This is a genomic window from Streptomyces alfalfae, assembly GCF_004127445.1.
In the GTDB taxonomy this organism is placed as follows: Bacteria; Actinomycetota; Actinomycetes; order Streptomycetales; family Streptomycetaceae; genus Streptomyces; species Streptomyces alfalfae.
On the sequence record NZ_QEXM01000015.1, the window covers coordinates 119,608 to 141,780 of the forward strand.

The window sequence follows — 22,173 nt, forward strand, 5'->3', positions numbered from 1 at the left end:
GGCGGAAAGGCGCGGGCTTTCGGTCAGCTTCCGTGGCTCGCGGGGACGTGCCGCCGTGCTGCGGACGCCAGGTCCTTGTGGATGACTCGGGCCACGCCCTGGATCGTGGCGACGCCGTAGTCCATGGTCGTGTTGCCGTGGGTGAGCACGGACAGCGTGTAGTCGTGGCCGCCGCCGTGGAACGCGCCGATGCTGTGCACGCGCCAGCCGTGCGTCGACCGCTTGAGCCAGCCGTTCTTGACGTGCTTCGAGACGCCGGACGGCGCGCCTGCGGGGGTGCCCCAGCGCTGCGCGGGGACGACCTCGCCCATCAGTTCCAGAACGTACGAGCGGGAGGGGCCGGTCAGCACGGTGTTCTCGCCGGTGACCAGGGCGAGGAGCCGCTGCTCGTCCGTGGCGTTGATACGGGTGAGCCCCCAGGAGCCGCCGGCGCCGGGCACGGTGCCGCTCATCCCGGCGGCCCGCAGGAAACCCTTCACCCCGGCCGCACCGCCGAGCTGCCGCCACAGGGTGCTGGTGGCCGCGTTGTCGGACTTGGTGATCATGGCGGTGGCGAGGCTCTTCTCCCGGGCCGACAGTGCCCGCCCGGACTTCTGGGCGTCCCACAGGAGCGCGGCGAGGACGGTCACCTTGACGACGCTGGCCGAGTCGAACGAGCTGTGCCCGCGCAGGGAGCAGGCGGTGTGCGTGGTCCGGTCGTGGAACCCGACCGCCACGGTGCCCTTGCGGTTCTTGAGCGCGGCGGTGATGTGTTTCCTCAGCTCGGGGGCGAGCCCGGCCCGGGCGGAGGTGCAGGTCACCTTCGGTGCGGCGACGGCCGCGGCGGGGGCGGCGGCCGTGACCGCACCGAACGGCACGAGGACGGCCGCGGCGAGGCTCGCGGAGAGCACGCGGGCGCGCCTGGACATCGAGAGCACGCGGGCGCGCCCGGCTATCCCGGATGCCGGGTGAGTCATGGATGGTTCCCGTTCCCTTGGGGGTCCGTGGACGCTATCCGAAAGGCGCCCCTGCCAGAAAACGGCCTCCACCGGCTACGCCTCGCGCTCCTCCCCGAAATCGCCGCCGTTCCGGGCCCCGGGGAGACGGTCCCCTCGGCTGCGTGCGATACGACTCACATCCCGCAGCGACTCGGCGAGGCGAGCGGCCAGGTAGCGGAGCTGCGGCGCGGTGGCCGTCGGGTCACCAGCCAGGTCACCGGCGTGCGCGAGGATCTGGTCGGCCATGCCGAGCTGGACGGATTCGACGCGGTCGGCGACGCGGGAGACGTGACCGGTTCCGTCACCGACGAGGTAACAGGGGCGGCCGTCGGAGGTGGACCAGGGAAGAAGCCGGGGCCGGGTGGCCGCCCCCGTGTCGTGGCTGTGGTGGATCACGCGACCACCTCGACACCGCGGGTGGTGACGTGCGGGAACGGCCTGCGGGGCACGGGGCGGCGCGCTCCCTCGGACAGCCGGTGCCGCCCGGCGGCGGGCCACGGCAGCCGCGGCAGCGGCTCGATGGGACGGCGGCGCAGGGGGTGCGGCATGGCGTCAACTCCGGTTGTGGCGGGGAGCTACGCACAGACACCGCTGCGTAGCGATGCGCTCACACAGTGCGACAGGCCGGTCTAGGCTCGCCAGAGGGTCGGATGTGCCAAGGCATCTGTCACACGGGAGTTGACGATGAGCAACATCTATGGGGACTGGTTGCGGGCCCAACGTGAGGCGGCGGGCCTGACGCAGCAGGAGCTGGCCACGGCGACCGTCATGACGCGTTCGCACATCGCGCACATCGAGGCGGGCCGCCGGCTCCCCTCCAAGGAGGACGCGCGACGCCTGGACAAGGCGCTGAACACGGGGAACGTACTGAGCAGCTTTCTGCCGGATGACGATACGGCGGTGGCGGAGTACTTCCAGTCGGCGCTGCAACTCGAACAACAGGCGACGATGATCAGGGAGTTCGCCCTGTCGTTCGTCCCCGGCATCCTCCAGACGGAGGGGTACGCGCGTGCGGTTCTGGGCACGTCGTTCCCTCCTGTGAGTGAAGAGGAATGTGACAGGCGCCTTGTCACACGCCTGGAGCGCGCGAAGATCCTCGCGGACCCGGTGACGCCCGTAGTGTGGGTGCTGCTTGATGAGGCGGTGCTGCACCGGGTCGTTGGTGGCCCCCGCGTGATGGCGGAGCAGATCGACCATCTCGTATGCCTCGCCGAAAGCCGTCGCATCCAGGTGCACGTGGTGCCGTTCACGTTGGGGCTCCACCCTCTCTTGAACAACATGCTCACGCTGATGTGGTTCGAGGACCAACCGCCTATGGCGTACGGGGAGGGCCTATACATGGGGAGGATTCACGACAGCCCGTCCGTAGTCCAGGAACTGCAACACCGCTACGATTTCGCATTGGCCAACGCGCTCCCCCGTAGCGAGACATTGACTCTTCTCCGGGCAACAGCAAAGGGATACCTAGACCATGACTGAGCGAACCATCCCGAACGCGGCAGCGCTGACCGGCTGGCGGAAGTCCTCCTACAGCAACGACCAAGCCGGCAGCTGCGTCGAGGTCCAGGACGGCCACCCGACAGGCGTCCCCGTCCGCGACTCCAAAACCCCCAACGGCCCGGCCCTGCTCTTCCCGTCCCCGGACTGGTCGGCATTCGTCACGGCGCTGAAGGCCGGACGCCTGGCCCCGTGAGCCGCGCCCGGACGTGGCAAGAAAGCTCCGGTGACACGCCGTAAAAACCGGGGTGTCACCGGAACTCTTCCGCAGCCCGCCCCTCAGAGATGCGTCGGCTCGAACATCCGCAGGACCGCCGGGAGCACCACCACCGACGGGCCCGGCTCGGCCAAGGCCTTCGCCAGGTCGGCCCGCAGCGTCTCCGGCGATGACCGTACGCCCGGGACCCCGAAGGACTCCGCGAGGGCGACGAAGTCGGGCCGCGTCAGTTCCGTCGCCGTCGCCTCGCCGAACGCGTCCGACATGTACTCCCGCAGGATGCCGTAGCCCCCGTCGTCGACGATCAGCCAGGTCACCGGCAGGTCGTACTGCCTGGCCGTGGCCAGCTCGGCTATCGAGTACATCGCGCCGCCGTCGCCCGAGACCGCCAGGACCGGGTGGGAGGGGTCGGCGATCGCCGCGCCGAGGGCGGCGGGGAAGCCGTAGCCCAGGCCGCCCGCGCCCTGCGCCGAGTGCATGGTGTTCGGGCGCCGCGCGTCGAAGGCGGACCAGGCCCAGTAGGCGAGGATCGTCATGTCCCAGAAGGAGGGCGACGCGTCGGGCAGGGCCGCCCGGACGGAGGCCAGGACCTCCTGCTCCAGCGTGAGGTCCTGTGCCGCGATCCGCTCGCGGACCTTCGCCAGGACCGTCGTGACCCGCTCGGGCGCCCGGGGGTCCTCCCTCGGCGCCTCGATCGTCTCCAGGAGCGCGGAGAGCGCGAGCCGCGCGTCCGCGTGGATGCCGAGCGCCGGGTGGTTGGACTCCAGCTTGCCCGCGTCGGCCTCGATCTGGACGACCCGGCCGCGCGGCGTGAACGTGTGGTAGTTCGACGACAGTTCGCCGAGCCCGGAGCCGACCACCAGCAGGACGTCCGCGTCCTCCAGGAAGTCCGTCATGTGGCGGTCCTCCAGCCAGGACTGGAGGGACAGCGGATGCTCCCAGGGGAAGGCGCCCTTGCCGCCGAACGTCGTGATCACGGGGGCGTCCACCAGCTCCGCCAGGGCGAGGAGCTTGCCGGAGGCGTCCGCGCGCACGACGCCGCCGCCCGCGATGATCGCCGGGCGCTCGGCCCGGGACAGCAGGTCGGCGGCGACGGCGGTCAGCTCGGGGCGCGGCACGACCTCGTCGGGCGTGGCGTCCATGGCGGTGACCACCGGCAGCGACGTCGGGGCGAGCAGCACGTCCTGCGGGATCTCCACCCAGACCGGGCCGTGCGGTGCCGTCAGCGCCGACTCCCAGGCCGCCGCGATCGCGGAGGGGATCTGCGAGGGCGTCCGGACCGTGTGGACGGACTTCACGACGTCCCGGAAGGACGCCTGCTGGTCGCGCAGCTCGTGGAGGTACCCGTGGCGTCCGCCGCCGAGCCCCGCCACCGGGACCTGGCTGCCGATCGCCAGCACGGGCGAGGAGCCCGCCGCCGCCTCCTGGAGCGCGGCCAGCGACATGAGCGCGCCGGGCCCGGTGGAGAGCAGCAGCGGGGCCACCTCACCGGTGATCCTGCCGTACGCGTCCGCCGCGAACCCCGTGTTGTTCTCGACGCGCAGCCCCACGTACGACAGCGAGGAGCGGCGCAGGGCGTCGAACATGCCGAGCGCGTGCTGGCCCGGCAGTCCGAAGACGGTGGTCGCGCCGAGCCCGGACAGGGTCTCCACGACGAGGTCGCCGCCGTTGCGCCCCGGGGGCGGGTTCAGCGCGGCCTCGGTCTGGGCGGCCGTGGGCCGGAGGACTGCGTCGTGGTCGTGGCTCACCGCTCGCTCACCGCCTGACGGGGCACGCGGGCCTCGGCGATCTGGCGGGACATGATCGTCGTCAGTTCGTACGCCGTGTGGGAGGCGGCGACCGCGGTGATCTCCGCGTGGTCGTAGGCCGGGGCGACCTCCACGACGTCGGCGGAGACGAGGTTGCAGGAGGCCAGGCCGCGCAGGATCTCCAGGAGCTCGCGGGAGGTCATGCCGCCGGCCTCGGGGGTGCCGGTGCCGGGGGCGTGGGCCGGGTCGAGGCAGTCGATGTCGATCGAGATGTACAGCGGGCGGTCGCCGATGCGCTGGCGGAGCTGGTCGGCGACCTCGTCGGCGCCGCGGCGGTAGATGTCCGCCGAGGTGACGATGCCGAAGCCCATCTTCTCGTCGTCGGTGAGGTCCTGCTTGCCGTACAGCGGGCCGCGGGTGCCGACGTGGGAGAGCGCCTCGGTGTCGAGGATGCCCTCCTCGACGGCCCTGCGGAACGGCGTGCCGTGCGTGTACTCCGCGCCGAAGTAGGTGTCCCAGGTGTCCAGGTGGGCGTCGAAGTGCAGCAGGGCGACCGGACCGTGCTTCTTGGCGACCGAGCGGAGCAGCGGCAGGGCGATGGTGTGGTCGCCGCCGAGGGTCATCATGCGGGCGCCGGAACCGAGCAGGTCGTCGGCGGCGGCCTCGATCGTCTCCACCGCTTCGTTGATGTTGAACGGGTTGGCGGCTATGTCACCCGCGTCGGCGACCTGGGCGAGCGCGAAGGGCGAGGCGTCCTGCGCGGGGTTGTAGGGACGCAGGAGGCGGGAGGCCTCGCGGATCGCGTTGCCGCCGAAGCGGGCTCCCGGGCGGTAGGAGACGCCGGTGTCGAAGGGCACGCCGACCACCGCGACGTCCGTCTTGCCGCCGACCTCGTCGAGGCGGGGCAGCCGCGCGTACGTCGCCGGACCCGCGTACCGGGGGATGCGGGACGAGTCGACGGGTCCGCGGGGGGTCGTCGGGGTCTCGGCGCTGCTCATGGTCGGTTTCCTCCTGCTGGTGCGAGTACTGCGTTTCAAGTGTCGCGCGGCCCACTGACAATCGGGTCCGGCATCGGGCCGGCGCCGGGTCGGGCATCGGGCCGCGCGAGGATCAGGGCCCTCTAGACGGTCACCGGAACGTCCGCCTCCGGCTCCGCGCCCCGGCCGGCCAGGCGTTCGCGCCAGGCGGCGAGGACCGCGGCGTCGGTGGGCCTGGTGGCGAGGGAGACGGCGACGTACACGGCGAGGGAGATCAACAGCCCGTAGTAGACGGGCTCGTTGGCGAGGATGCCGTAGCCCCACATGAGGCCGATGACGGACAGGCCGCCGGCGACCACGGCCGCGAGGGCGCCCGCCGCCGTGCCGCGCCGCCACAGCAGCCCGCCGAGGATCGGCACGAGCAGGCCGCCGACGAGCAGGTTGTAGGCGACGGTCAGGGCCTCGACGACGTCGTTGAGCGCGATGGCGATGAGGATCACGGCGACGCCCATGGCGAGGATGAAGGCGCGGTTGCCCTTCACCTCGTCGTGCGCCTCCTCGCCGGAGCCGGCCTTCACGACGCCCCGCAGCCGCGACCAGATGTCGTTGTTGGCGACGGTCGCGCAGGCGATCAGGGCGCCGGACGACGTCGACATCACGGCGGCGAGCGCGGCGGCGAGGACGAGGCCGCGCACACCGACGGGGAGTTCGTCCTTGACGATGGTCGCGAACGCGGCGTCGGCGCTCGGCAGCTTGGGGTACATCACCTTGGCGGCCGTGCCGATGACGGCGCCCGCGATGGCGTAGACCAGGCAGTACGTGCCGGCGACGGTGCCTCCGTAGCGGGCGACCCTGTCGCTGCGGGCGGTGAAGACGCGCTGCCAGATGTCCTGCCCGATGAGCATCCCGAAGGTGTAGATCAGCACGTACGTGAAGATCGTCTCGCCGCCGACGCCCAGCGGGTCGAAGTACTCGGTCGGCAGCTTCGCCTTCATCTCGCCGAAGCCGCCCGCCTTGACGACGGCGATGGGCAGCAGCAGGAGGAGCACGCCGATGGTCTTCACCACGAACTGCACCATGTCGGTGAGCGTGATGGACCACATGCCGCCGAGCGTGGAGTACGCGACGACGATCGAGCCGCCGAGGACGATCGCCAGGGTGCGGTTCAGGTCGAACAGGACGTCGAAGATCGTGGCGTACGCGATGGTCGAGGTGACCGCGAGCATCAGCGTGTACGCCCACATGACCACTCCGGAGATGACGCCCGCGCGCCCTCCGTAGCGCAGGTCGAGCATCTCGGAGACGGTGTACACCTTCAGGCGCGCGATGCGGGCCGAGAAGAACACGCTCAGCGCGAGCAGCCCCAGGCCGATGGTGAAGACCATCCAGGCGCCGGAGAGGCCGTACTGGTAGCCGAGGCCCACGCCGCCGATGGTGGAGGCGCCGCCGAGGACGATGGCGGCCATCGTGCCGGAGTACATCCACGGCCCGAGGCGCCGGCCCGCGACCAGGAACTCGGACTTGGACTTGGCGCGGCGCATGCCCCACCAGCCCATGGCCAGCATCCCGGCGAGATAGACGACGATCACTGTGTAGTCGACGGCCATAGGGGGGCCTCCTTCGCGCACCTCGGTGGCGTGTCGTGCAGATGGGGGTGATGACCGGCCGCGGGGACATCCGCCCGTACCCGCGGCCTGCGGTCGGCACGACCTTAAGTGGCCGGAAAGCAACGCTGAAGTGTACGTTTCCTCCACTTTCCACGATCGATACGGATGGAACGTCCACCATGGCCGATCCCTCGGCGCACGCCGCCCCGCCGGGCCCCGCCGCTCCCCCGACCCCGCCGGTCCCCCTCGCCGCCCTGCTGGCCCGCGACGACCTGGGGCTGCGGCAGATCGCCGGCCCGGACGCGCGGGCGGCGGCCACGGCCGTGCAGTGGGTGCACACCTCGGAGATGACGGACCCCTACCCGTACCTGCTCGGGGGCGAGCTGCTCCTGACGGCGGGCGTCCACATCACCGACCCGGCGGCCCCCGACGGCTCCTTCGACGGCTATGTGTCCCGCATCGTCGCCGCGGGCGGCGCGGCCCTCGGCTTCGGCGTCGCGCCGGTCCACGACACCGTGCCGCACGCCCTGGCGGAGGCCTGCGAGCGCCTCGGGCTGCCGCTCGTGGAGGTGCCGCCGCGCACCACGTTCAGCGGTGTCGCGCGCGCCGTGTGGAGCCTGATGGCCGAGGCCGGACATGCCGAGCTGCGCCGGGTCACCCAGGCGCAGCAGGGTCTCGCCACGGCGGCGGCGCGCCCCGACCCGGTCCCCGCGGTCCTGCGACGGCTCGCGGCCGGGCTCGGCGGCCTCGCCGTGCTGTACGGGCCCGACGGCGTCGAGCTCCAGGCGGCGGGGCAGGCGCCGGAGGCCGCGCACGAGGCGCTGCGGGAGCTGACCGGGGTCGTGCGGCGGGGCGCTCCGGCGGCCCCCGCGTCCGCCGCCGAGACGGCCGGGGGCGTCCACCTCGCCGCCTACGCGCTCGGGGGCGGCCGCGGTTTCGCCCTCGGCACGGCCACGGAGCGCCGCGAGCCCGGGGACCACACGATCGCCGGGGCGGCGGTCGTCCTGCTCTCGCTGCTCACCGGGGAGCACCAGGGGGCGTCGGAGGCCTCGCGCTCGGCGGCCCTGGTACGGCTGCTGCTCGGCGAGACCGCCGGGGACGTCGCACCGCTCCTCGGGGGCGAGCACTGGCACGTGGTGCACGCGCGCGTGACGCACGCCGGAGGCGCGCGGCCCACCTCCCTCGCCGCGTCCGCGCTCGCCGCGGCGCTCGGCACCGCCCTCGTCGACCCGGGCGGCCCCGACGGGGCGGTGCGCCTCCTCGTCCCCGCCGTCTCCGCCGACCGCGAGTTCGCGCCCGCCGACGGCTGGGTGCTCGGTGTCTCCGCGGCGGCCCCGCCCGGCGGGCTCGACGCCGCCGACGCCCAGGCGGCCCGCGCCCTGCGCCGCGCGGAGGCCACCCGCAGGCCCCTCGTGCGCCACCACGCGAACGGCGTCGCCGCCCTGGTCGCGCCCGCCGAGGCCGACGCCCACGCGCGCGTGCTGCTCGCCCCGCTCACCGGCCACGAGGCCCTGCTCGTGACCCTGCGCACCTGGCTCTCCCTGCACGGCAACTGGGACCGCACGGCGGTGGCGTTGGCGGTGCACAGGAACACGGTCCGGCAACGGATCAGCCGCTGCGCGCTCCTCCTGGAGGCGGACCTGGACGACCCCGACGTACGCATGGAGCTGTGGTTCGCGCTGAACCGGGCCCTGTGAGCGGCACGCGCGGCCCCGCCGCGGGGCGCGCGCCCGGCGTCCGGGCTTCGGGACGCACCCCGCGAGGCGTCTGACCGGCGGCACAATGGGGGGCATGCCGATACCCAGCCGTGCCGCGCTCATAGAGCATCTCGTCCGCACCCGCATCGCGGGAGACGTCGCCACCCCCCGTGACAACAACCTCAGCCACTACCGCAGGCTCGCGAACGGCGACCGCCACTACTGGCTCGGTCTGGAACTCGGCGACCGCTGGACCGACGAGCAGGACGTCCTCGCGGTGATGGCCGAGCGCTGCGGCGTCGTCGACGACCCGGAGCACCGGCACGGCCAGGACACCATCGACCCGGAGCTGACCGTCGCCGCCCTGGAGCGCATGGCCGCCCGCCTTCGCAAGGCCGCCGAGGCCAAGGAGAGCGTCCTGTTCGCCACCGGGCACCCCGGCGGCCTGCTCGACGTGCACCGCGCCACGGCCGCCGCCCTGCGCGCGGCGGGCTGCGAGATCGTGGTGATCCCCGAGGGCCTCATGGCCGACGAGGGCATGGTCTTCCAGTTCGCGGACGTCGCGGTCCTCGAACGCGGCGCGACGCTGTGGCACACGCACTCCCCCGAGCCGATGAACGCGATCCTGGACGGCCTGGAGCGCGAGGGCCGCCCGCAGCCCGGCCTGGTCGTCGCCGACCACGGCTGGGCGGGCCGGGCGGGCCAGCGCGGCCTGGACTCCGTCGGCTACGCGGACTGCAACGACCCGGCGCTCTTCATCGGCGAGGCCGAGGGCACGGTGCAGGTCACGGTCCCGCTGGACGACCACGTGACGAGTCCTCGGCACTACGACCCGATGACGGCCTACCTGCTCGACGCGGCGGGGCTCTCCGGCGGCTCCTGAGCCGGGCCCGGCGTCGGGTCCAAGTACACCCGCCGGATCGCGGGGAACCGCTCCCGGACGCGGCGGGCCATGGCGTCGCAGGCCCGCTCGACGTCCGCCGCCGAGTACATGTCCCGGAAGTCGACCTTGGCGGCGACCAGGGCCTCGTCGGGGCCCTGGAGCAGCGTGGTCAGCTCGATGACGTCCACGACGTGCGGGTCGGCGAGGAGTTCGGCGCGGACCGCGGACCGCATCTCCCGGGGCAGCGGCCGCCCGATGAGCAGGTCGGAGTTGGCGCGGCCGAGGACCCGGGCCACGTACACGAGCAGGACACCGATGCAGAGCGAGGCGACGCCGTCCCAGACGCCGGACCCGGTGAGCTGCCCGGCGAGCAGGCCGGCCGCGGCGAGCAGGAGGCCCGCGAGCGCCGCGGAGTCCTCCATGACGACGGCCTTGACCGCCGTGTCAGGGGTGCGGCGCAGATACCTCTTGAGTCGTACACCGAGCCGGTCGGCCTCACCGCGCGCCTGTTTGAGGCCGGTCCGCAGCGAGTAGCCCTCGAGGACGAAGGCGACGGCGAGCACGATGTACGAGATGAGCGGGTCGCCCGGGTCCTCGCGGTGCGTCAGGGTGTGGACGCCGTCGTAGATCGCGAAGACGCCGCCGCCCACGAACGTGGCGACGGAGGCGAGCAGCGCCCAGATGTAGCGGGCGCCTCCGTAGCCGAGCGGATGCTCCTCGTCGGCGGGTCTGTCGCTCGCCTTCAGGGAGACCAGCAGCATCAGCTCGGTGACGGTGTCGGCGACGGAGTGCGCCGCTTCGGAGAGCATGGCGCTGGAGCCGCTGATGACGCCCGCGACGGCCTTGGCCAGCGCGATCCCGAGGTTGGCGACGGCGGCGACGACGACCGTGGTGGTGCTCTCGCCGCCCTGTGACTCCCGCGCCGGTTGATCACTCATGTATCGGACGGTATGTCCGATCACCGGGGAACGCGAACCACGCCCTCCTGGATGACCGTCACGGCGAGCCGTCCGTCCTGCGTCCAGATCCGCGCCTGGCCGAGCCCGCGCCCGCCGGAGGCGGTCGGCGACTCCTGGTCGTACAGGAGCCATTCGTCGGCGCGGAAGGGGCGGTGGAACCACATGGCGTGGTCCAGGGACGCGCCGACGACGTCGCCGACCGCCCAGCCGCCCCGGCCGTGCGCGAGCAGGACGGAGTCGAGCAGCGTCATGTCGGAGACGTACGTGGCGAGGCAGACGTGCAGCAGGGAGTCGTCCGCGAGCTTGCCGTTGGCGCGGAACCACACCTGGGAGCGCGGCTCGCGCGGCTGTCCGACGGTGCCCCAGGGCGGCACGTCGGCGTAGCGCAGGTCGACGGCGGCGCGGGCCTCGACGAGCCGTTCGGCGACGTGTGCGGGCAGATGGCGCGGCAGCGTCTCCGCGGCCGTGGGCAGCGTCTCCGGGTCCGGCGCGTCCGGCATCTCCGCCTGGTGCTCCAGGCCGTCCTCGTACGTCTGGAAGGACGCGGAGAGGTGGAAGATCGGCTGCCCGTGCTGGACGGCGACGACGCGGCGCGTGGTGAAGGAGCGGCCGTCGCGGATGCGGTCGACGGTGTAGACGATGGGCGCGCCGGGGTCCCCGGGGCGCAGGAAGTACGCGTGCAGGGAGTGGGCGTTCGGGGTCTCCCCCACACGAGCGGAGCCGAGACCTTGGGGAAGGTCGCCCCGGACCGTGCGTCCCGCGGCCACCAGGGCCTGTGCGGCGACCTGGCCGCCGAAGACGCGGGGCACGAGCGCCGAGCGGCTCACGCCCCGGAAGATGTCCTCCTCGATCTGCTCCAGGTCGAGCAGATCGAGGAGGGCTTCAAGTGCCTGGTTCATGAAGGTAGTTCTACAGGGGCGTCTCTCGGAGTGGGTTCCGCGGTCCCTACAGGCCCATGTTCTTGGCGATGATCATCTTCATGACCTCGCTGGTGCCGCCGTAGATGCGGTTGACGCGGTTGTCCGCGTACAGGCGGGCGATGGGGTACTCGTTCATGAAGCCGTAGCCGCCGTGCAGCTGGAGGCACTTGTCGATGACGCGGTGGGCGACCTCGGTGGTGAACAGCTTCGCGGAGGCCGCCTCCGCGGCGGTCAGCTCGCCCGCGTCGAGCGCCTCCAGGGCGCGGTCGACGACGGCCTCGGCGGCGTCCACCTCGGCCTGGCAGGCGGCCAGCTCGAACTTGGTGTTCTGGAAGGAGGCGACCGTCTTGCCGAAGACCGTGCGGTCCTGGACGTACTCCTTGGCGAATCCGACGGCGGCCTTGGCCTGCGCGTAGGCGCCGTAGGCGATGCCCCAGCGCTCGGAGGGCAGGTTGCTTCCGAGGTAGGAGAAGCCCTTGTTCTCCTCGCCCAGGAGGTCCTCGACGGGCACCTTGACATCGACGAACGCCAGCTCGGCGGTGTCGGAGGTCTTCAGGCCGAGCTTGTCGAGCTTGCGGCCGATGGAGTAGCCCTCGGACTTGGTGTCGACGGCGAAGAGGGAGATGCCGAAGCGGCGGTCCTCGGCCGTGGGCGCGGAGGTGCGGGCGCAGACGATCACGCGGTCGGCGTGGACGCCGCCGGTGATGAAGGTCTTGGAGCCGTTGAGGACGTAGTGCGTGCCGTCCTCGGAGAGCTTGGCGGTGGTCTTCATGCCCGCGAGGTCGGAGCCGGTGCCCGGCTCGGTCATCGCCAGGGCCCACATCTCCTCGGCGGAGACGAACTTCTCCAGGTAGCGCTTCTTCTGCTCGTCGGTGGCGAGCATCTTGATGTACGGCAGGGCGAGCAGCACGTGGACGCCGGAGCCGCCGAAGGTGACGCCCGCGCGGGCGGTCTCCTCGTACTGGATGGCCTCGAACTTGTGGGTGTCCAGGCCGGCGCCGCCGAACTCCTCGGGGACGTTGATGCCGAAGAGGCCCAGCTCGGCGAGCTTGTAGTAGAACTCGCGCGGCACCTGACCCGCGGCGAACCACTCGTCGTGCACGGGGACGACCTCGGCCTCGATGAAGGCGCGCAGGGTCTCCCGGAACGCCTCGTGGTCCTCATTGAAAACGGTACGGCGCACGGAATGCTCCCTCTGCCTGCATCTGCCGACAACGACTAAGCGCTTGCTCAGAGGCAGGTTACCCGGCGGTCACCAGAGCGTCCAGAGACGCACGTCACTCGGCGGCGGCCTCGAACGCGCCGCGCGCCAGGCGGTGCAGCAGCCCCGCCATCGCCTCCCGGCTCGGCAGCGCGTCGCGGCGGCTCAGGTGCGGCGTGGAGTTCAGCAGCCCGAAGACGGCGTGCACGGAGACCCGGGCCGTGTTCTCCGCGAGGTCCGGATAGACCTTGCGCACCACATCGACCCAGATCTCCACGTACTGCCGCTGGAGCTGGCGGACCAGCTTGCGGTCGCTGTCGCGCAGCCGGTCCAGCTCGCGGTCGTGCAGCGTGATCAGGGAGCGGTCGTCGAGGGCGAAGTCGATGTGCCCGTCGATCAGGGCGTCCAGGACCCGCCCCGGGGAGCCGTCCGTGTCGCTCACGCACCGCCTGCCGCCCGTCAGGAGCTGCCCGCTGATGCCGACCAGCAGCTCGGCGAGCATCGCGTCCTTGCCCGCGAAGTGCCGGTAGAGGCCGGGACCGCTGATGCCGACGGCGGCGCCTATCTCGTCGACGCCGACGCCGTGGAAGCCGCGCTCGGCGAAGAGCCGGGCGGCCTCCTTGAGGATCTGCTCGCGACGGGTGGGGGCGTCGGTTCTCGTGGCCATGGAATTGATTCTAGACAGGCCGGTTAGCGCTCGTTAACCTATGACGAAGGCGTTAACGCTCATTAACCGGGCAAGGGGGCTCGACTGATGCGGCAGGCACCAGTGCTGACGAGTGCGGCTGATCCCGCGTCGGAGGCATGGCGGGCGAACGAGGCGGCGCACACCGCCCTCGTCGACGAACTGCGGGCGAGGCTCGCTGCGGCCAGGCTCGGCGGCGGCGAGCGGGCGCGGGCCCGCCATGTGGCGCGCGGCAAGCTGCTGCCGAGGGACCGCGTGGACACGCTCCTCGACCCGGGCTCGCCCTTCCTGGAGCTGGCGCCGCTGGCGGCCGAGGGCCTGTACGGCGGGGACGCCCCGGCGGCCGGCGTCATCGCGGGGATCGGCCGGGTCTCGGGCCGCGAATGCGTGATCGTCGCCAACGACGCCACCGTCAAGGGCGGCACGTATTACCCCATGACGGTCAAGAAGCACCTGCGCGCCCAGGAAGTGGCCCTGGAGAACCGCCTCCCCTGCCTCTATCTGGTCGACTCGGGCGGCGCGTTCCTGCCCATGCAGGACGACGTCTTCCCCGACCGCGAGCACTTCGGCCGCATCTTCTACAACCAGGCGCGGATGTCGGGCGCCGGCATCCCGCAGATCGCCGCGGTCCTCGGCTCCTGCACGGCGGGCGGCGCGTATGTCCCGGCGATGAGCGACGAGGCGGTCATCGTGCGCGACCAGGGCACGATCTTCCTCGGCGGACCACCGCTGGTGAAGGCGGCCACCGGCGAGGTCGTGACGGCCGAGGAGCTGGGCGGCGGCGAGGTCCACTCGCGCACCTCCGGCGTGACCGACCACCTCGCCGAGGACGACGCGCACGCCCTGCGGATCGTGCGCACCATCGTCTCCACCCTCCCCGAGCGCGGCGAGCTGCCCTGGCCGGTGCGGCCGGTGGAGGAGCCCAAGGTCGACCCCCTCGGGCTGTACGGCGCGGTGCCGACGGACTCCCGCACGCCCTATGACGTCCGCGAGGTCATCGCACGCGTCGTCGACGGGTCCCGCTTCGCCGAGTTCAAGGCGGAGTACGGCACGACGCTGGTCACGGGCTTCGCGCACATCCACGGCCACCCGGTCGGCATCGTCGCGAACAACGGCATCCTGTTCTCCGAATCCGCCCAGAAGGGCGCCCACTTCATCGAGCTGTGCGACCAGCGCGGCATCCCCCTGGTCTTCCTGCAGAACATCTCGGGCTTCATGGTCGGCAAGGACTATGAAGCGGGCGGCATCGCCAAGCACGGCGCGAAGATGGTGACGGCCGTGGCGTGCACGCGCGTGCCGAAGCTGACGGTCGTGGTCGGCGGTTCGTACGGCGCGGGCAACTACTCCATGTGCGGCCGGGCCTACAGCCCCCGCTTCCTGTGGATGTGGCCGAACGCCAAGATCTCCGTGATGGGCGGCGAGCAGGCCGCGTCCGTCCTCGCCACGGTCAAGCGCGACCAGCTGGAGGCCCGCGGCGAGCAGTGGCCGGCCGAGGACGAGGAGGCCTTCAAGGACCCGATCCGCGCGCAGTACGACGAGCAGGGCAACGCGTACTACGCCACGGCCAGGCTCTGGGACGACGGCGTGATCGACCCCCTGGAGACCCGGCAGGTCCTCGGCCTCGCCCTGACCGCGTGCGCCGGAGCGCCGCTGGGCGAGCCCGGCTTCGGCGTCTTCCGGATGTGAGGGGCGGACGATGAGCGACTTCCGGCCGGGGACCAGCGCGGTCCCACGAGGCACCACCCCGGGGAGAGGGAACATGTTCGACACGGTCCTCGTCGCCAACCGCGGCGAGATCGCGGTCCGCGTCATCCGGACCCTGCGCACGCTCGGCGTCCGCTCGGTCGCCGTCTTCAGCGACGCGGACGCGGACGCCCGCCATGTGCGCGAGGCCGACACGGCCGTCCGCATCGGCCCGCCACCGGCGACCGAGAGCTATCTCTCGATCGAGCGCATCCTCGCCGCGGCGGCGGCTTCCGGCGCCCAGGCGGTGCACCCGGGCTATGGCTTCCTCGCGGAGAACGCCGCGTTCGCGCAGGCGTGCGCCGACGCGGGACTCGCCTTCATCGGCCCGCCCGCCTCCGCCATCGAGCTGATGGGCGACAAGATCCGCGCCAAGGAGACGGTGAAGGCCGCCGGCGTGCCCGTCGTCCCCGGCTCGTCCGGCAGCGGCCTGACCGACGCGGAGCTGGCCGGGGCGGCACGCGAGATCGGCGCCCCCGTGCTGCTCAAGCCGAGCGCGGGCGGCGGCGGCAAGGGCATGCGCCTGGTGCGGGACGAGACCCTGCTCGCCGAGGAGATCGCGGCGGCCCGGCGCGAGGCCCGCGCCTCCTTCGGCGACGACACGCTGCTCGTGGAGCGGTGGATCGACCGCCCCCGGCACATCGAGATCCAGGTCCTCGCGGACGGCCGGGGGAACGTGATCCACCTCGGCGAGCGCGAGTGCTCGCTCCAGCGCCGCCACCAGAAGATCATCGAGGAGGCGCCCAGCGTCCTCCTGGACGAGGCCACGCGCGCGGCGATGGGCGAGGCGGCGGTCCAGGCCGCCCGCTCCTGCGGGTACGCGGGCGCGGGCACGGTGGAGTTCATCGTCCCGGGCAAGGACCCCTCCTCGTACTACTTCATGGAGATGAACACCCGCCTCCAGGTGGAGCACCCCGTCACCGAGCTGGTCACCGGGCTCGACCTGGTGGAGTGGCAGCTGCGGGTGGCGGCCGGCGAGGAACTGCCCTTCACGCAGGACGACATCACCCTCGCCGGGCACGCCGTCGAGGCCCGCCTCTGCGCCGAGGACCCGGCCCGCGGCTTCCTGCCCTCGGGCGGCACGGTGCTGTCCCTGCGCGAACCGCGGGGCGAGGGCGTGCGCACCGACTCGGGCCTGAGCGAGGGCACCGAGGTCGGCAGCCTCTACGACCCGATGCTCTCCAAGGTCATCGCCTACGGCCCCGACCGCGCCACGGCCCTGCGCAAGCTGCGCGCCGCCCTCGCGGAGACGGTCACCCTGGGCGTCCCGACCAACGCGGGCTTCCTGCGCAGGCTCCTCGCCCACCCCGCTGTGGTGGCGGGCGACCTCGACACCGGCCTCGTCGAGCGCGAGGCGGACTCGCTGGTCCCGCAGGACGTGCCCGCCGAGGTGTACGAGGCGGCGGCCGCCGTGCGCGAGGCGGCGCTCGCACCCTCGGGGGACGGCTGGACGGACCCCTTCTCGGTGCCCAGCGGCTGGCGCCTCGGCGGCACCCCGAAGCCCGTCGCCCACTGGCTGCACGTGGCCGGCCAGGACCCCGTGGAGCACCGGCTCGGCAGCGGCGTCCGTGCCGTCACGGCCGACCGCGTCTCGGTCACCGTGGACGGCACCCGGCACACGTTCCACCGCGCGGGCGACTGGCTCGGCCGGGACGGGGACGCCTGGCAGGTGCGGGACCACGATCCCGTCGAGGCGAGCCTGACCGGCGCCGCGCACGCGGGGGCCGACGCGCTCACCGCCCCCATGCCGGGCACCGTCACGGTGGTGAAGGTGGCCGCCGGTGACCGGGTGAGCGCGGGCCAGAGCCTTCTGGTGGTCGAGGCGATGAAGATGGAGCACGTCATCTCCGCCCCGCACGCGGGCACCGTCACCGAGCTGGACGTCACCCCGGGGGCGACGGTCGCCATGGACCAGGTGCTGGCCGTGGTGGACCCGGACGAGACGCCCGACACCGCCGAGGAGACGCCGTGACCGACACCGGACTGCCCATGACCGTCCCGGCCGCCGGGCTGCCGGCCCGGGTCCGCGTCCACGAGGTCGGCGCCCGCGACGGCCTGCAGAACGAGAAGGCGGTCGTCCCCACGGAGGTCAAGGCGGAGTTCGTCCACCGCCTGGCCGCCGCGGGCCTGACCACCGTCGAGGCGACCAGCTTCGTGCACCCCACGTGGGTGCCCCAACTGGCCGACGCGGAGCAGTTGTTCCCCCTCCTCGGCGACCTCGAAGGCGTTCGCCTGCCGGTCCTCGTGCCGAACGAACGCGGCCTCGACCGCGCCATGGCCCTCGGCGCCGACCGCGTGGCCGTCTTCGCCAGCGCCACCGAGTCCTTCGCCAAGGCCAACCTCAACCGCACGGTGGACGAGGCCCTCGCGATGTTCGCCCCGGTGGTCTCCCGCGCCAAGGAGCGGGACATGCACGTCCGCGGCTATCTCTCGATGTGCTTCGGCGACCCCTGGGAGGGCCCGGTCGAGGTCGGCCGGGTCGTCCGGGTCTGCCGTGCCCTGCTCGACCTGGGCTGCGACGAGCTGAGCCTCGGCGACACCATCGGCGTGGCCACGCCGGGCCATGTCACCGCCCTGCTCACCGCCCTGACCGGGGCGGGGGTGGCCGTGGACCGTGTCGGCGTCCACTTCCACGACACGTACGGCCAGGCGCTCGCCAACACCCTGGCGGCCCTGCAGCACGGCGTGACCACGGTGGACGCCTCCGCCGGCGGCCTCGGCGGCTGCCCGTACGCGAAGAGCGCCACCGGAAACCTCGCCACCGAGGACCTCGTCTGGATGCTGCACGGACTCGGCATCGAGACCGGGGTCGACCTCGGCCGCCTCAGCGCCACGAGCGCCTGGATGGCCGACCGGCTGGGCCGACCGAGCCCGTCCCGCACCGTCCGCGCCCTGACCCACCAGGAGCAGTGAGTAAACGATGGACCACCGCCTGAGCCCCGAGCTCGAAGAACTCCGCCGCACCGTCGAGGCGTTCGCCCACGACGTCGTCGCCCCCAAGATCGGCGACTTCTACGAACGGCACGAGTTCCCCTACGAGATCGTCCGCGAGATGGGCCGCATGGGCCTGTTCGGCCTGCCCTTCCCCGAGGAGTACGGCGGGATGGGCGGCGACTACTTCGCCCTCGGCATCGCCCTGGAGGAGCTGGCCCGCGTCGACTCCTCCGTGGCGATCACCCTGGAGGCGGGCGTCTCGCTCGGCGCCATGCCGCTGCACCTGTTCGGCACGGAGGAGCAGAAGCGCCAGTGGCTGCCGCGCCTGTGCTCCGGCGAGATCCTCGGCGCCTTCGGCCTCACCGAGCCGGACGGCGGCTCGGACGCGGGCGGCACCCGCACCACGGCCGTGCGCGACGGCGACGACTGGGTGATCAACGGCTCGAAGTGCTTCATCACCAACTCCGGCACGGACATCACGGGCCTGGTCACGGTCACCGCCGTCACGGGGCGCAAGCCGGACGGCCGGCCGCTGATCTCCTCGATCATCGTGCCGTCGGGGACACCGGGCTTCACGGTCGCCGCGCCGTACTCCAAGGTCGGGTGGAACGCCTCGGACACCCGTGAGCTGTCCTTCTCCGACGTCCGCGTCCCCGCGGCGAACCTGCTGGGCGAGGAGGGCCGGGGGTACGCGCAGTTCCTGCGCATCCTCGACGAGGGCCGCGTCGCGATCTCCGCGCTCGCCACCGGGCTCGCCCAGGGCTGCGTGGACGAGTCCGTGAAGTACGCCCATGAGCGGCACGCCTTCGGCAAGCCGATCGGGTCGAACCAGGCGATCCAGTTCAAGCTCGCGGACATGGAGATGCGGGCGCACATGGCCCGCGTCGGGTGGTATGACGCGGCTTCGCGCATGGTGGCCGGGGAGCCGTTCAAGAAGGAGGCCGCGATCGCCAAGCTGTACTCCTCGACGGTGGCGGTGGACAACGCCCGCGAGGCCACGCAGATCCACGGCGGCTACGGCTTCATGAACGAGTACCCCGTGGCCAGGATGTGGCGGGACTCCAAGATCCTGGAGATCGGCGAGGGCACCAGCGAGGTGCAGCGGATGCTGATCGCCAGGGAGCTGGGTTTCGCCGGCTGAGCACCGGCAGGGCGAGACGGCGCGGCGCCGGCGGGGCCCGGCGGGGCGGGGCGGCGGGATGTGACGCGGAGGCCTGGGGGCGTGCGATGTGACGCGCGAAACGCGGGGCGCTGGACCGAGTGAGCTTAGGCTAGCCTAAGCTTCACTTCCGGCCAGTGGCTCCGCCACCGCACCGTCACGAAAGCAGAGACCCATGTCCAAGGCCCGTCCCTCCCGACTGCCCGCCCCGTCCCGCCGCGGCATTCTCGCCGCCGGCGGCGCCCTCGGCCTCACCGCCGTCCTGGCGGCCTGCGGCGACGAGAAGAAGGACGGCGGCAAGACCGGGGGCGGCGTGGGCGAGAGCGGCCCCTGGAGCTTCAAGGACGACCGCGGCACGACGGCGAAGCGCGACGCGACGCCGAAGAGCATCGTGGCGTTCACGGGCGTCGCCGCGGCCCTGTTCGACTACGGCATCGAGGTCAAGGGCGTCTTCGGCCCGACGAAGACCAAGGACGGCAAGGCCGACGTCCAGGCCGGCGACATGGACGTCGACAAGCTGACGGTCCTCGGCAACGAATGGGGCCGCTTCAGCGTCGAGAAGTACGCGAGCCTCGCCCCCGACCTGCTCATCTCCACGATGTTCGACGACCAGGGCACCCTCTGGTACGTCCCGGAGGAGAGCAAGGACAAGATCCTCAAGCTGGCCCCCAGCGTCGGCATCAGCGTCTACGACCGCCAGCTGACCCACCCCCTCCAGCGCATCCAGGCCCTCGCCGAGTCGCTGGGCGCGGACGTGACGTCGGACAAGGTCGTCAAGGCGAAGAAGCGCTTCGAGAAGGCGTCCGAGCGGCTGCGCACGGTGGCCAAGGCGCACAAGGACATCAAGGTCCTCGTCGGCTCCGCGAGCCCGGAGCTGTTCTACGTCTCGGGGACGAACCTCTCCGTCGACCTGGAGTACTTCAAGTCCCTCGGCGTGAACTTCATCGAGCCGCCCGAGAAGGCCAAGAAGGAGTCCGGCGGCTGGTTCGAGAACCTGAGCTGGGAGAACGTCGACAAGTACGACGCGGACCTCATCATGATGGACAACCGCACCTCGGCGATCCAGCCGGCCGACCTCGACAAGTCCAAGCCGACCTGGAAGAAGCTGCCCGCGGTCAAGGCCGGGCAGGTCATCTCGCGCGTCACCGAGCCCATCTTCTCGTACGGCAAGTGCGCGCCGATCCTCGAGGACCTCGCGGACGCGATCGAGAAGGCGAAGAAGCTGAAGTAGCCCCCCACGGCCGCGGGGCTCCCGAGACGGTCCTCGGGAGCCCCGCTTCTGGCCGTCGCGGCCCCGCGTGCGGCATAACGGCCCGTCACGCGCGCCTACTTGGCGGGCCAGGGCACCTGCGGCGACTCGTAGTAGCCGATGCCCAGGGCGTCCCAGCGGGGCGCCTGCGCGGCGAGCCGCGTCTTGTACGCGTCCCAGTCGTGCGTGGCCGCGGGCGACCAGCCGAGCTCGGCGATCCCGGGAAGCCGCGGGAACGCCATGTGGTCCAGGTGCGCGGAGGTCGACAGGGTCTCCGTCCACAGCGGCGCCTCGACACCCATGACCGCGTCCGCGGGCGCGCCCTGGAGGTAGGCGCCCGGGTCCCAGTCGTAGGACCGCCGCACCTCGACGAGACCGGCCCAGGACAGGCCGAGCGGGGTGTCCTTGGTGTACTTGTGGTCGAGGTAGGAGCGGTCGGCCGGCGAGAGGACCAGCTTGGTGCCGTTCTTCGCGGCGTTCACGACCTGCTCGCGCTCGGCGGCACCCGTCCTGTCGTAACCCCAGTACTGGGCGACGGCGCCCTTCGCGGGCCGGGCGCCGGCCAGCTGGTGCCAGCCCATCACCTTCTTGCCGTACTTGGCGACCACCGGCTGCACCTTGTCCATGAACGCGACGAAGTCCTCGTGGCTGGTGGAGTGCGCCTCGTCGCCGCCGATGTGCAGGTACTCGCCCGGCGTCATGGCGGCCAGCTCACGGATCACGTCGTCCACGAAGTCGTACGTGACGTCCTTCTTCACGCACAGCGAGCTGAAGCCGACCGCGGTGCCGGTGTAGAGCGGCGGGGCCACGCCGTCGCAGTTCAGCTCGGCGTACGAGGCGAGCGCGGCGTTGGTGTGCCCCGGCATGTCGATCTCGGGCACGACCTCCATGTACCGCGAGGCGGCGTAGGCCACGATCTCCTTGTACTGGGCCTTCGTGTAGTAGCCGCCCTCGCCGCCGCCGACCTGGGTGGAGCCGCCGTGGGTCGCGAGGCGCGGCCAGGAGTCGATGGCGATGCGCCAGCCCTGGTCGTCGCTGAGGTGCAGGTGCAGCTTGTTCATCTTGTACAGGGACGCCTGGTCGATGTAGCGCTTGACCTGGTCGACGGTGAAGAAGTGCCGTGAGACGTCGAGCATCGTGGAGCGGTAGCCATAGCGCGGCATGTCCTTGATGGTGCCGCCCGCGATCCGCCAGGGTCCGCGCTGCTTCGACTTCTTCTCCACAGCGGCGGGCAGTTGCTGGCGGACCGTCTGGACGCCGTGGAAGAGGCCGGCGCCGGACCAGGAGGTGATGGTGAGGGAGCCGCGCTCGGAGATGACGCGGTACCCCTCGTTGCCGAGGACCTTGTTCGCCGGTTCGGCGCTGATGCGCAGCCGGATGCCGTCGCTCCCCTCTCCGCTGGTGACGGGCAGCTTGTAGCCGGTGGAGGGCCGCAGCACCCGGGCGAGGTACTCGCCGACGCGGCGCTCGTCGGGGTTGCCGTCGCCGACGCGGATGCGCGTCTTGGCGGTGATCTGGTACCCGGCGCCGCCCGCCTCCGCCTTCAGGGGAGCGGGCACCACCTCACCGAGCGGGGTGACGGAGGGCCGGGTCGCCTCGGGGGCGGGGGCGGCGGCGAAGGAGGAGATCCCGGCGGCCGCCACGAGCAGCAGCGAGCCGAGGATGCGAGTCGATCTGTGCGTTCTCACCAGCGGGTCCCTTCGACGAAGTGTCAGTGAAG

General features: G+C 72.1%; 20 protein-coding genes. 9 read left to right on the top strand and 11 right to left on the bottom strand.

The annotated features are described in order from the left end of the window. Positions 1-23: 23 nt before the first annotated feature. From DCW30_RS05430 to DCW30_RS36575, 3 genes are all read right to left on the bottom strand, one after another. Positions 24-908 carry a serine hydrolase gene (locus tag DCW30_RS05430; RefSeq protein ID WP_076689310.1) on the bottom strand — a complete coding sequence of 295 codons (885 nt, stop codon included), beginning with the start codon at positions 906-908 and terminating at the stop codon, positions 24-26. Positions 909-1,031: 123 nt separating this feature from the next. Next, on the bottom strand, positions 1,032-1,373 hold the full coding sequence (locus DCW30_RS05435; protein WP_076686255.1) for a hypothetical protein: 342 nt from the start codon (positions 1,371-1,373) through the stop codon (positions 1,032-1,034). Next, a complete protein-coding gene (locus DCW30_RS36575; RefSeq protein WP_162933586.1) occupies positions 1,370-1,525 on the bottom strand; it encodes a hypothetical protein in 156 nt (51 codons plus the stop codon). The genes DCW30_RS05435 and DCW30_RS36575 overlap by 4 nt, the downstream gene beginning before the upstream one ends. A 136-nt stretch (positions 1,526-1,661) precedes the next feature. On the opposite strand from DCW30_RS36575, the gene DCW30_RS05440 reads away from it, so the two are divergent. Beyond that, entirely contained in the window at positions 1,662-2,456 is a 795-nt protein-coding gene (locus DCW30_RS05440) for a helix-turn-helix domain-containing protein (RefSeq protein ID WP_076686253.1), read from the top strand. Then, on the top strand, positions 2,449-2,670 hold the full coding sequence (locus tag DCW30_RS05445) for a DUF397 domain-containing protein (RefSeq protein WP_076686251.1): 222 nt from the start codon (positions 2,449-2,451) through the stop codon (positions 2,668-2,670). Before DCW30_RS05440 ends, DCW30_RS05445 begins: the two co-directional genes overlap by 8 nt. Positions 2,671-2,753: 83 nt before the next feature. Here DCW30_RS05445 and DCW30_RS05450 read toward each other — a convergent pair whose 3' ends face one another. From DCW30_RS05450 to DCW30_RS05460, 3 genes are all read right to left on the bottom strand, one after another. Then, on the bottom strand, positions 2,754-4,439 hold the full coding sequence (locus DCW30_RS05450) for a thiamine pyrophosphate-binding protein (RefSeq protein WP_076686248.1): 1,686 nt from the start codon (positions 4,437-4,439) through the stop codon (positions 2,754-2,756). Next, the gene (gene speB, locus DCW30_RS05455) at positions 4,436-5,437 is read right to left on the bottom strand and encodes an agmatinase (RefSeq protein WP_062778196.1); all 1,002 of its coding nucleotides are present in this window, start codon (positions 5,435-5,437) and stop codon (positions 4,436-4,438) included. The genes DCW30_RS05450 and speB overlap by 4 nt, the downstream gene beginning before the upstream one ends. A 122-nt stretch (positions 5,438-5,559) precedes the next feature. Next, complete coding sequence (locus DCW30_RS05460) at positions 5,560-7,023, bottom strand: sodium:solute symporter family protein (protein ID WP_076686246.1); 1,464 nt, start codon at positions 7,021-7,023, stop codon at positions 5,560-5,562. Between the two features lie 179 nt (positions 7,024-7,202). Here DCW30_RS05460 and DCW30_RS05465 point away from each other — a divergent pair, with 179 nt between their 5' ends. After that, positions 7,203-8,720 carry a PucR family transcriptional regulator gene (locus DCW30_RS05465; protein ID WP_076686244.1) on the top strand — a complete coding sequence of 506 codons (1,518 nt, stop codon included), beginning with the start codon at positions 7,203-7,205 and terminating at the stop codon, positions 8,718-8,720. A 94-nt stretch (positions 8,721-8,814) separates the two neighbouring features. After that, complete coding sequence (locus DCW30_RS05470; RefSeq protein WP_076689309.1) at positions 8,815-9,603, top strand: phosphatase; 789 nt, start codon at positions 8,815-8,817, stop codon at positions 9,601-9,603. On the opposite strand, the gene DCW30_RS05475 is transcribed toward DCW30_RS05470, so the two are convergent. The 4 genes from DCW30_RS05475 to DCW30_RS05490 form a co-directional block, all read right to left on the bottom strand. Further along, positions 9,564-10,541 (bottom strand): cation diffusion facilitator family transporter, encoded by a 978-nt coding sequence (locus DCW30_RS05475; RefSeq protein ID WP_076689307.1) that lies wholly within the window; start codon positions 10,539-10,541, stop codon positions 9,564-9,566. The two genes, DCW30_RS05470 and DCW30_RS05475, sit on opposite strands and share 40 nt — an antisense overlap. A 20-nt stretch (positions 10,542-10,561) precedes the next feature. Next, the gene (locus tag DCW30_RS05480) at positions 10,562-11,461 is read right to left on the bottom strand and encodes an acyl-CoA thioesterase (RefSeq protein ID WP_076686242.1); all 900 of its coding nucleotides are present in this window, start codon (positions 11,459-11,461) and stop codon (positions 10,562-10,564) included. 46 nt (positions 11,462-11,507) lie between these two features. Then, complete coding sequence (locus DCW30_RS05485; RefSeq protein WP_076686240.1) at positions 11,508-12,665, bottom strand: acyl-CoA dehydrogenase family protein; 1,158 nt, start codon at positions 12,663-12,665, stop codon at positions 11,508-11,510. 94 nt (positions 12,666-12,759) lie between these two features. Beyond that, positions 12,760-13,350 carry an SACE_7040 family transcriptional regulator gene (locus tag DCW30_RS05490; RefSeq protein WP_076686238.1) on the bottom strand — a complete coding sequence of 197 codons (591 nt, stop codon included), beginning with the start codon at positions 13,348-13,350 and terminating at the stop codon, positions 12,760-12,762. 87 nt (positions 13,351-13,437) lie between these two features. On the opposite strand from DCW30_RS05490, the gene DCW30_RS05495 reads away from it, so the two are divergent. The 5 genes from DCW30_RS05495 to DCW30_RS05515 all read left to right on the top strand — a co-directional run bounded on the left by DCW30_RS05495 (position 13,438) and on the right by DCW30_RS05515 (position 20,435). Further along, the gene (locus DCW30_RS05495) at positions 13,438-15,054 is read left to right on the top strand and encodes a carboxyl transferase domain-containing protein (RefSeq protein ID WP_076686237.1); all 1,617 of its coding nucleotides are present in this window, start codon (positions 13,438-13,440) and stop codon (positions 15,052-15,054) included. A 73-nt stretch (positions 15,055-15,127) separates the two neighbouring features. Continuing rightward, on the top strand, positions 15,128-17,083 hold the full coding sequence (locus tag DCW30_RS05500; protein ID WP_076686235.1) for an acetyl/propionyl/methylcrotonyl-CoA carboxylase subunit alpha: 1,956 nt from the start codon (positions 15,128-15,130) through the stop codon (positions 17,081-17,083). Positions 17,084-17,100: 17 nt separating this feature from the next. Next, the gene (locus DCW30_RS05505) at positions 17,101-18,024 is read left to right on the top strand and encodes a hydroxymethylglutaryl-CoA lyase (protein WP_076689305.1); all 924 of its coding nucleotides are present in this window, start codon (positions 17,101-17,103) and stop codon (positions 18,022-18,024) included. A gap of 7 nt (positions 18,025-18,031) precedes the next feature. Beyond that, complete coding sequence (locus tag DCW30_RS05510) at positions 18,032-19,186, top strand: acyl-CoA dehydrogenase family protein (RefSeq protein WP_062778178.1); 1,155 nt, start codon at positions 18,032-18,034, stop codon at positions 19,184-19,186. 193 nt (positions 19,187-19,379) lie between these two features. After that, positions 19,380-20,435, top strand: coding sequence for an ABC transporter substrate-binding protein (locus tag DCW30_RS05515; RefSeq protein WP_076686234.1), 1,056 nt, complete (start codon positions 19,380-19,382; stop codon positions 20,433-20,435). A gap of 95 nt (positions 20,436-20,530) precedes the next feature. Here the strand turns inward: DCW30_RS05515 and DCW30_RS05520 are convergent, their stop codons facing one another. After that, positions 20,531-22,141, bottom strand: a complete 1,611-nt coding sequence (locus tag DCW30_RS05520; RefSeq protein WP_373569113.1) for a beta-N-acetylhexosaminidase — start codon at positions 22,139-22,141, stop codon at positions 20,531-20,533. Positions 22,142-22,173: the final 32 nt, after the last annotated feature.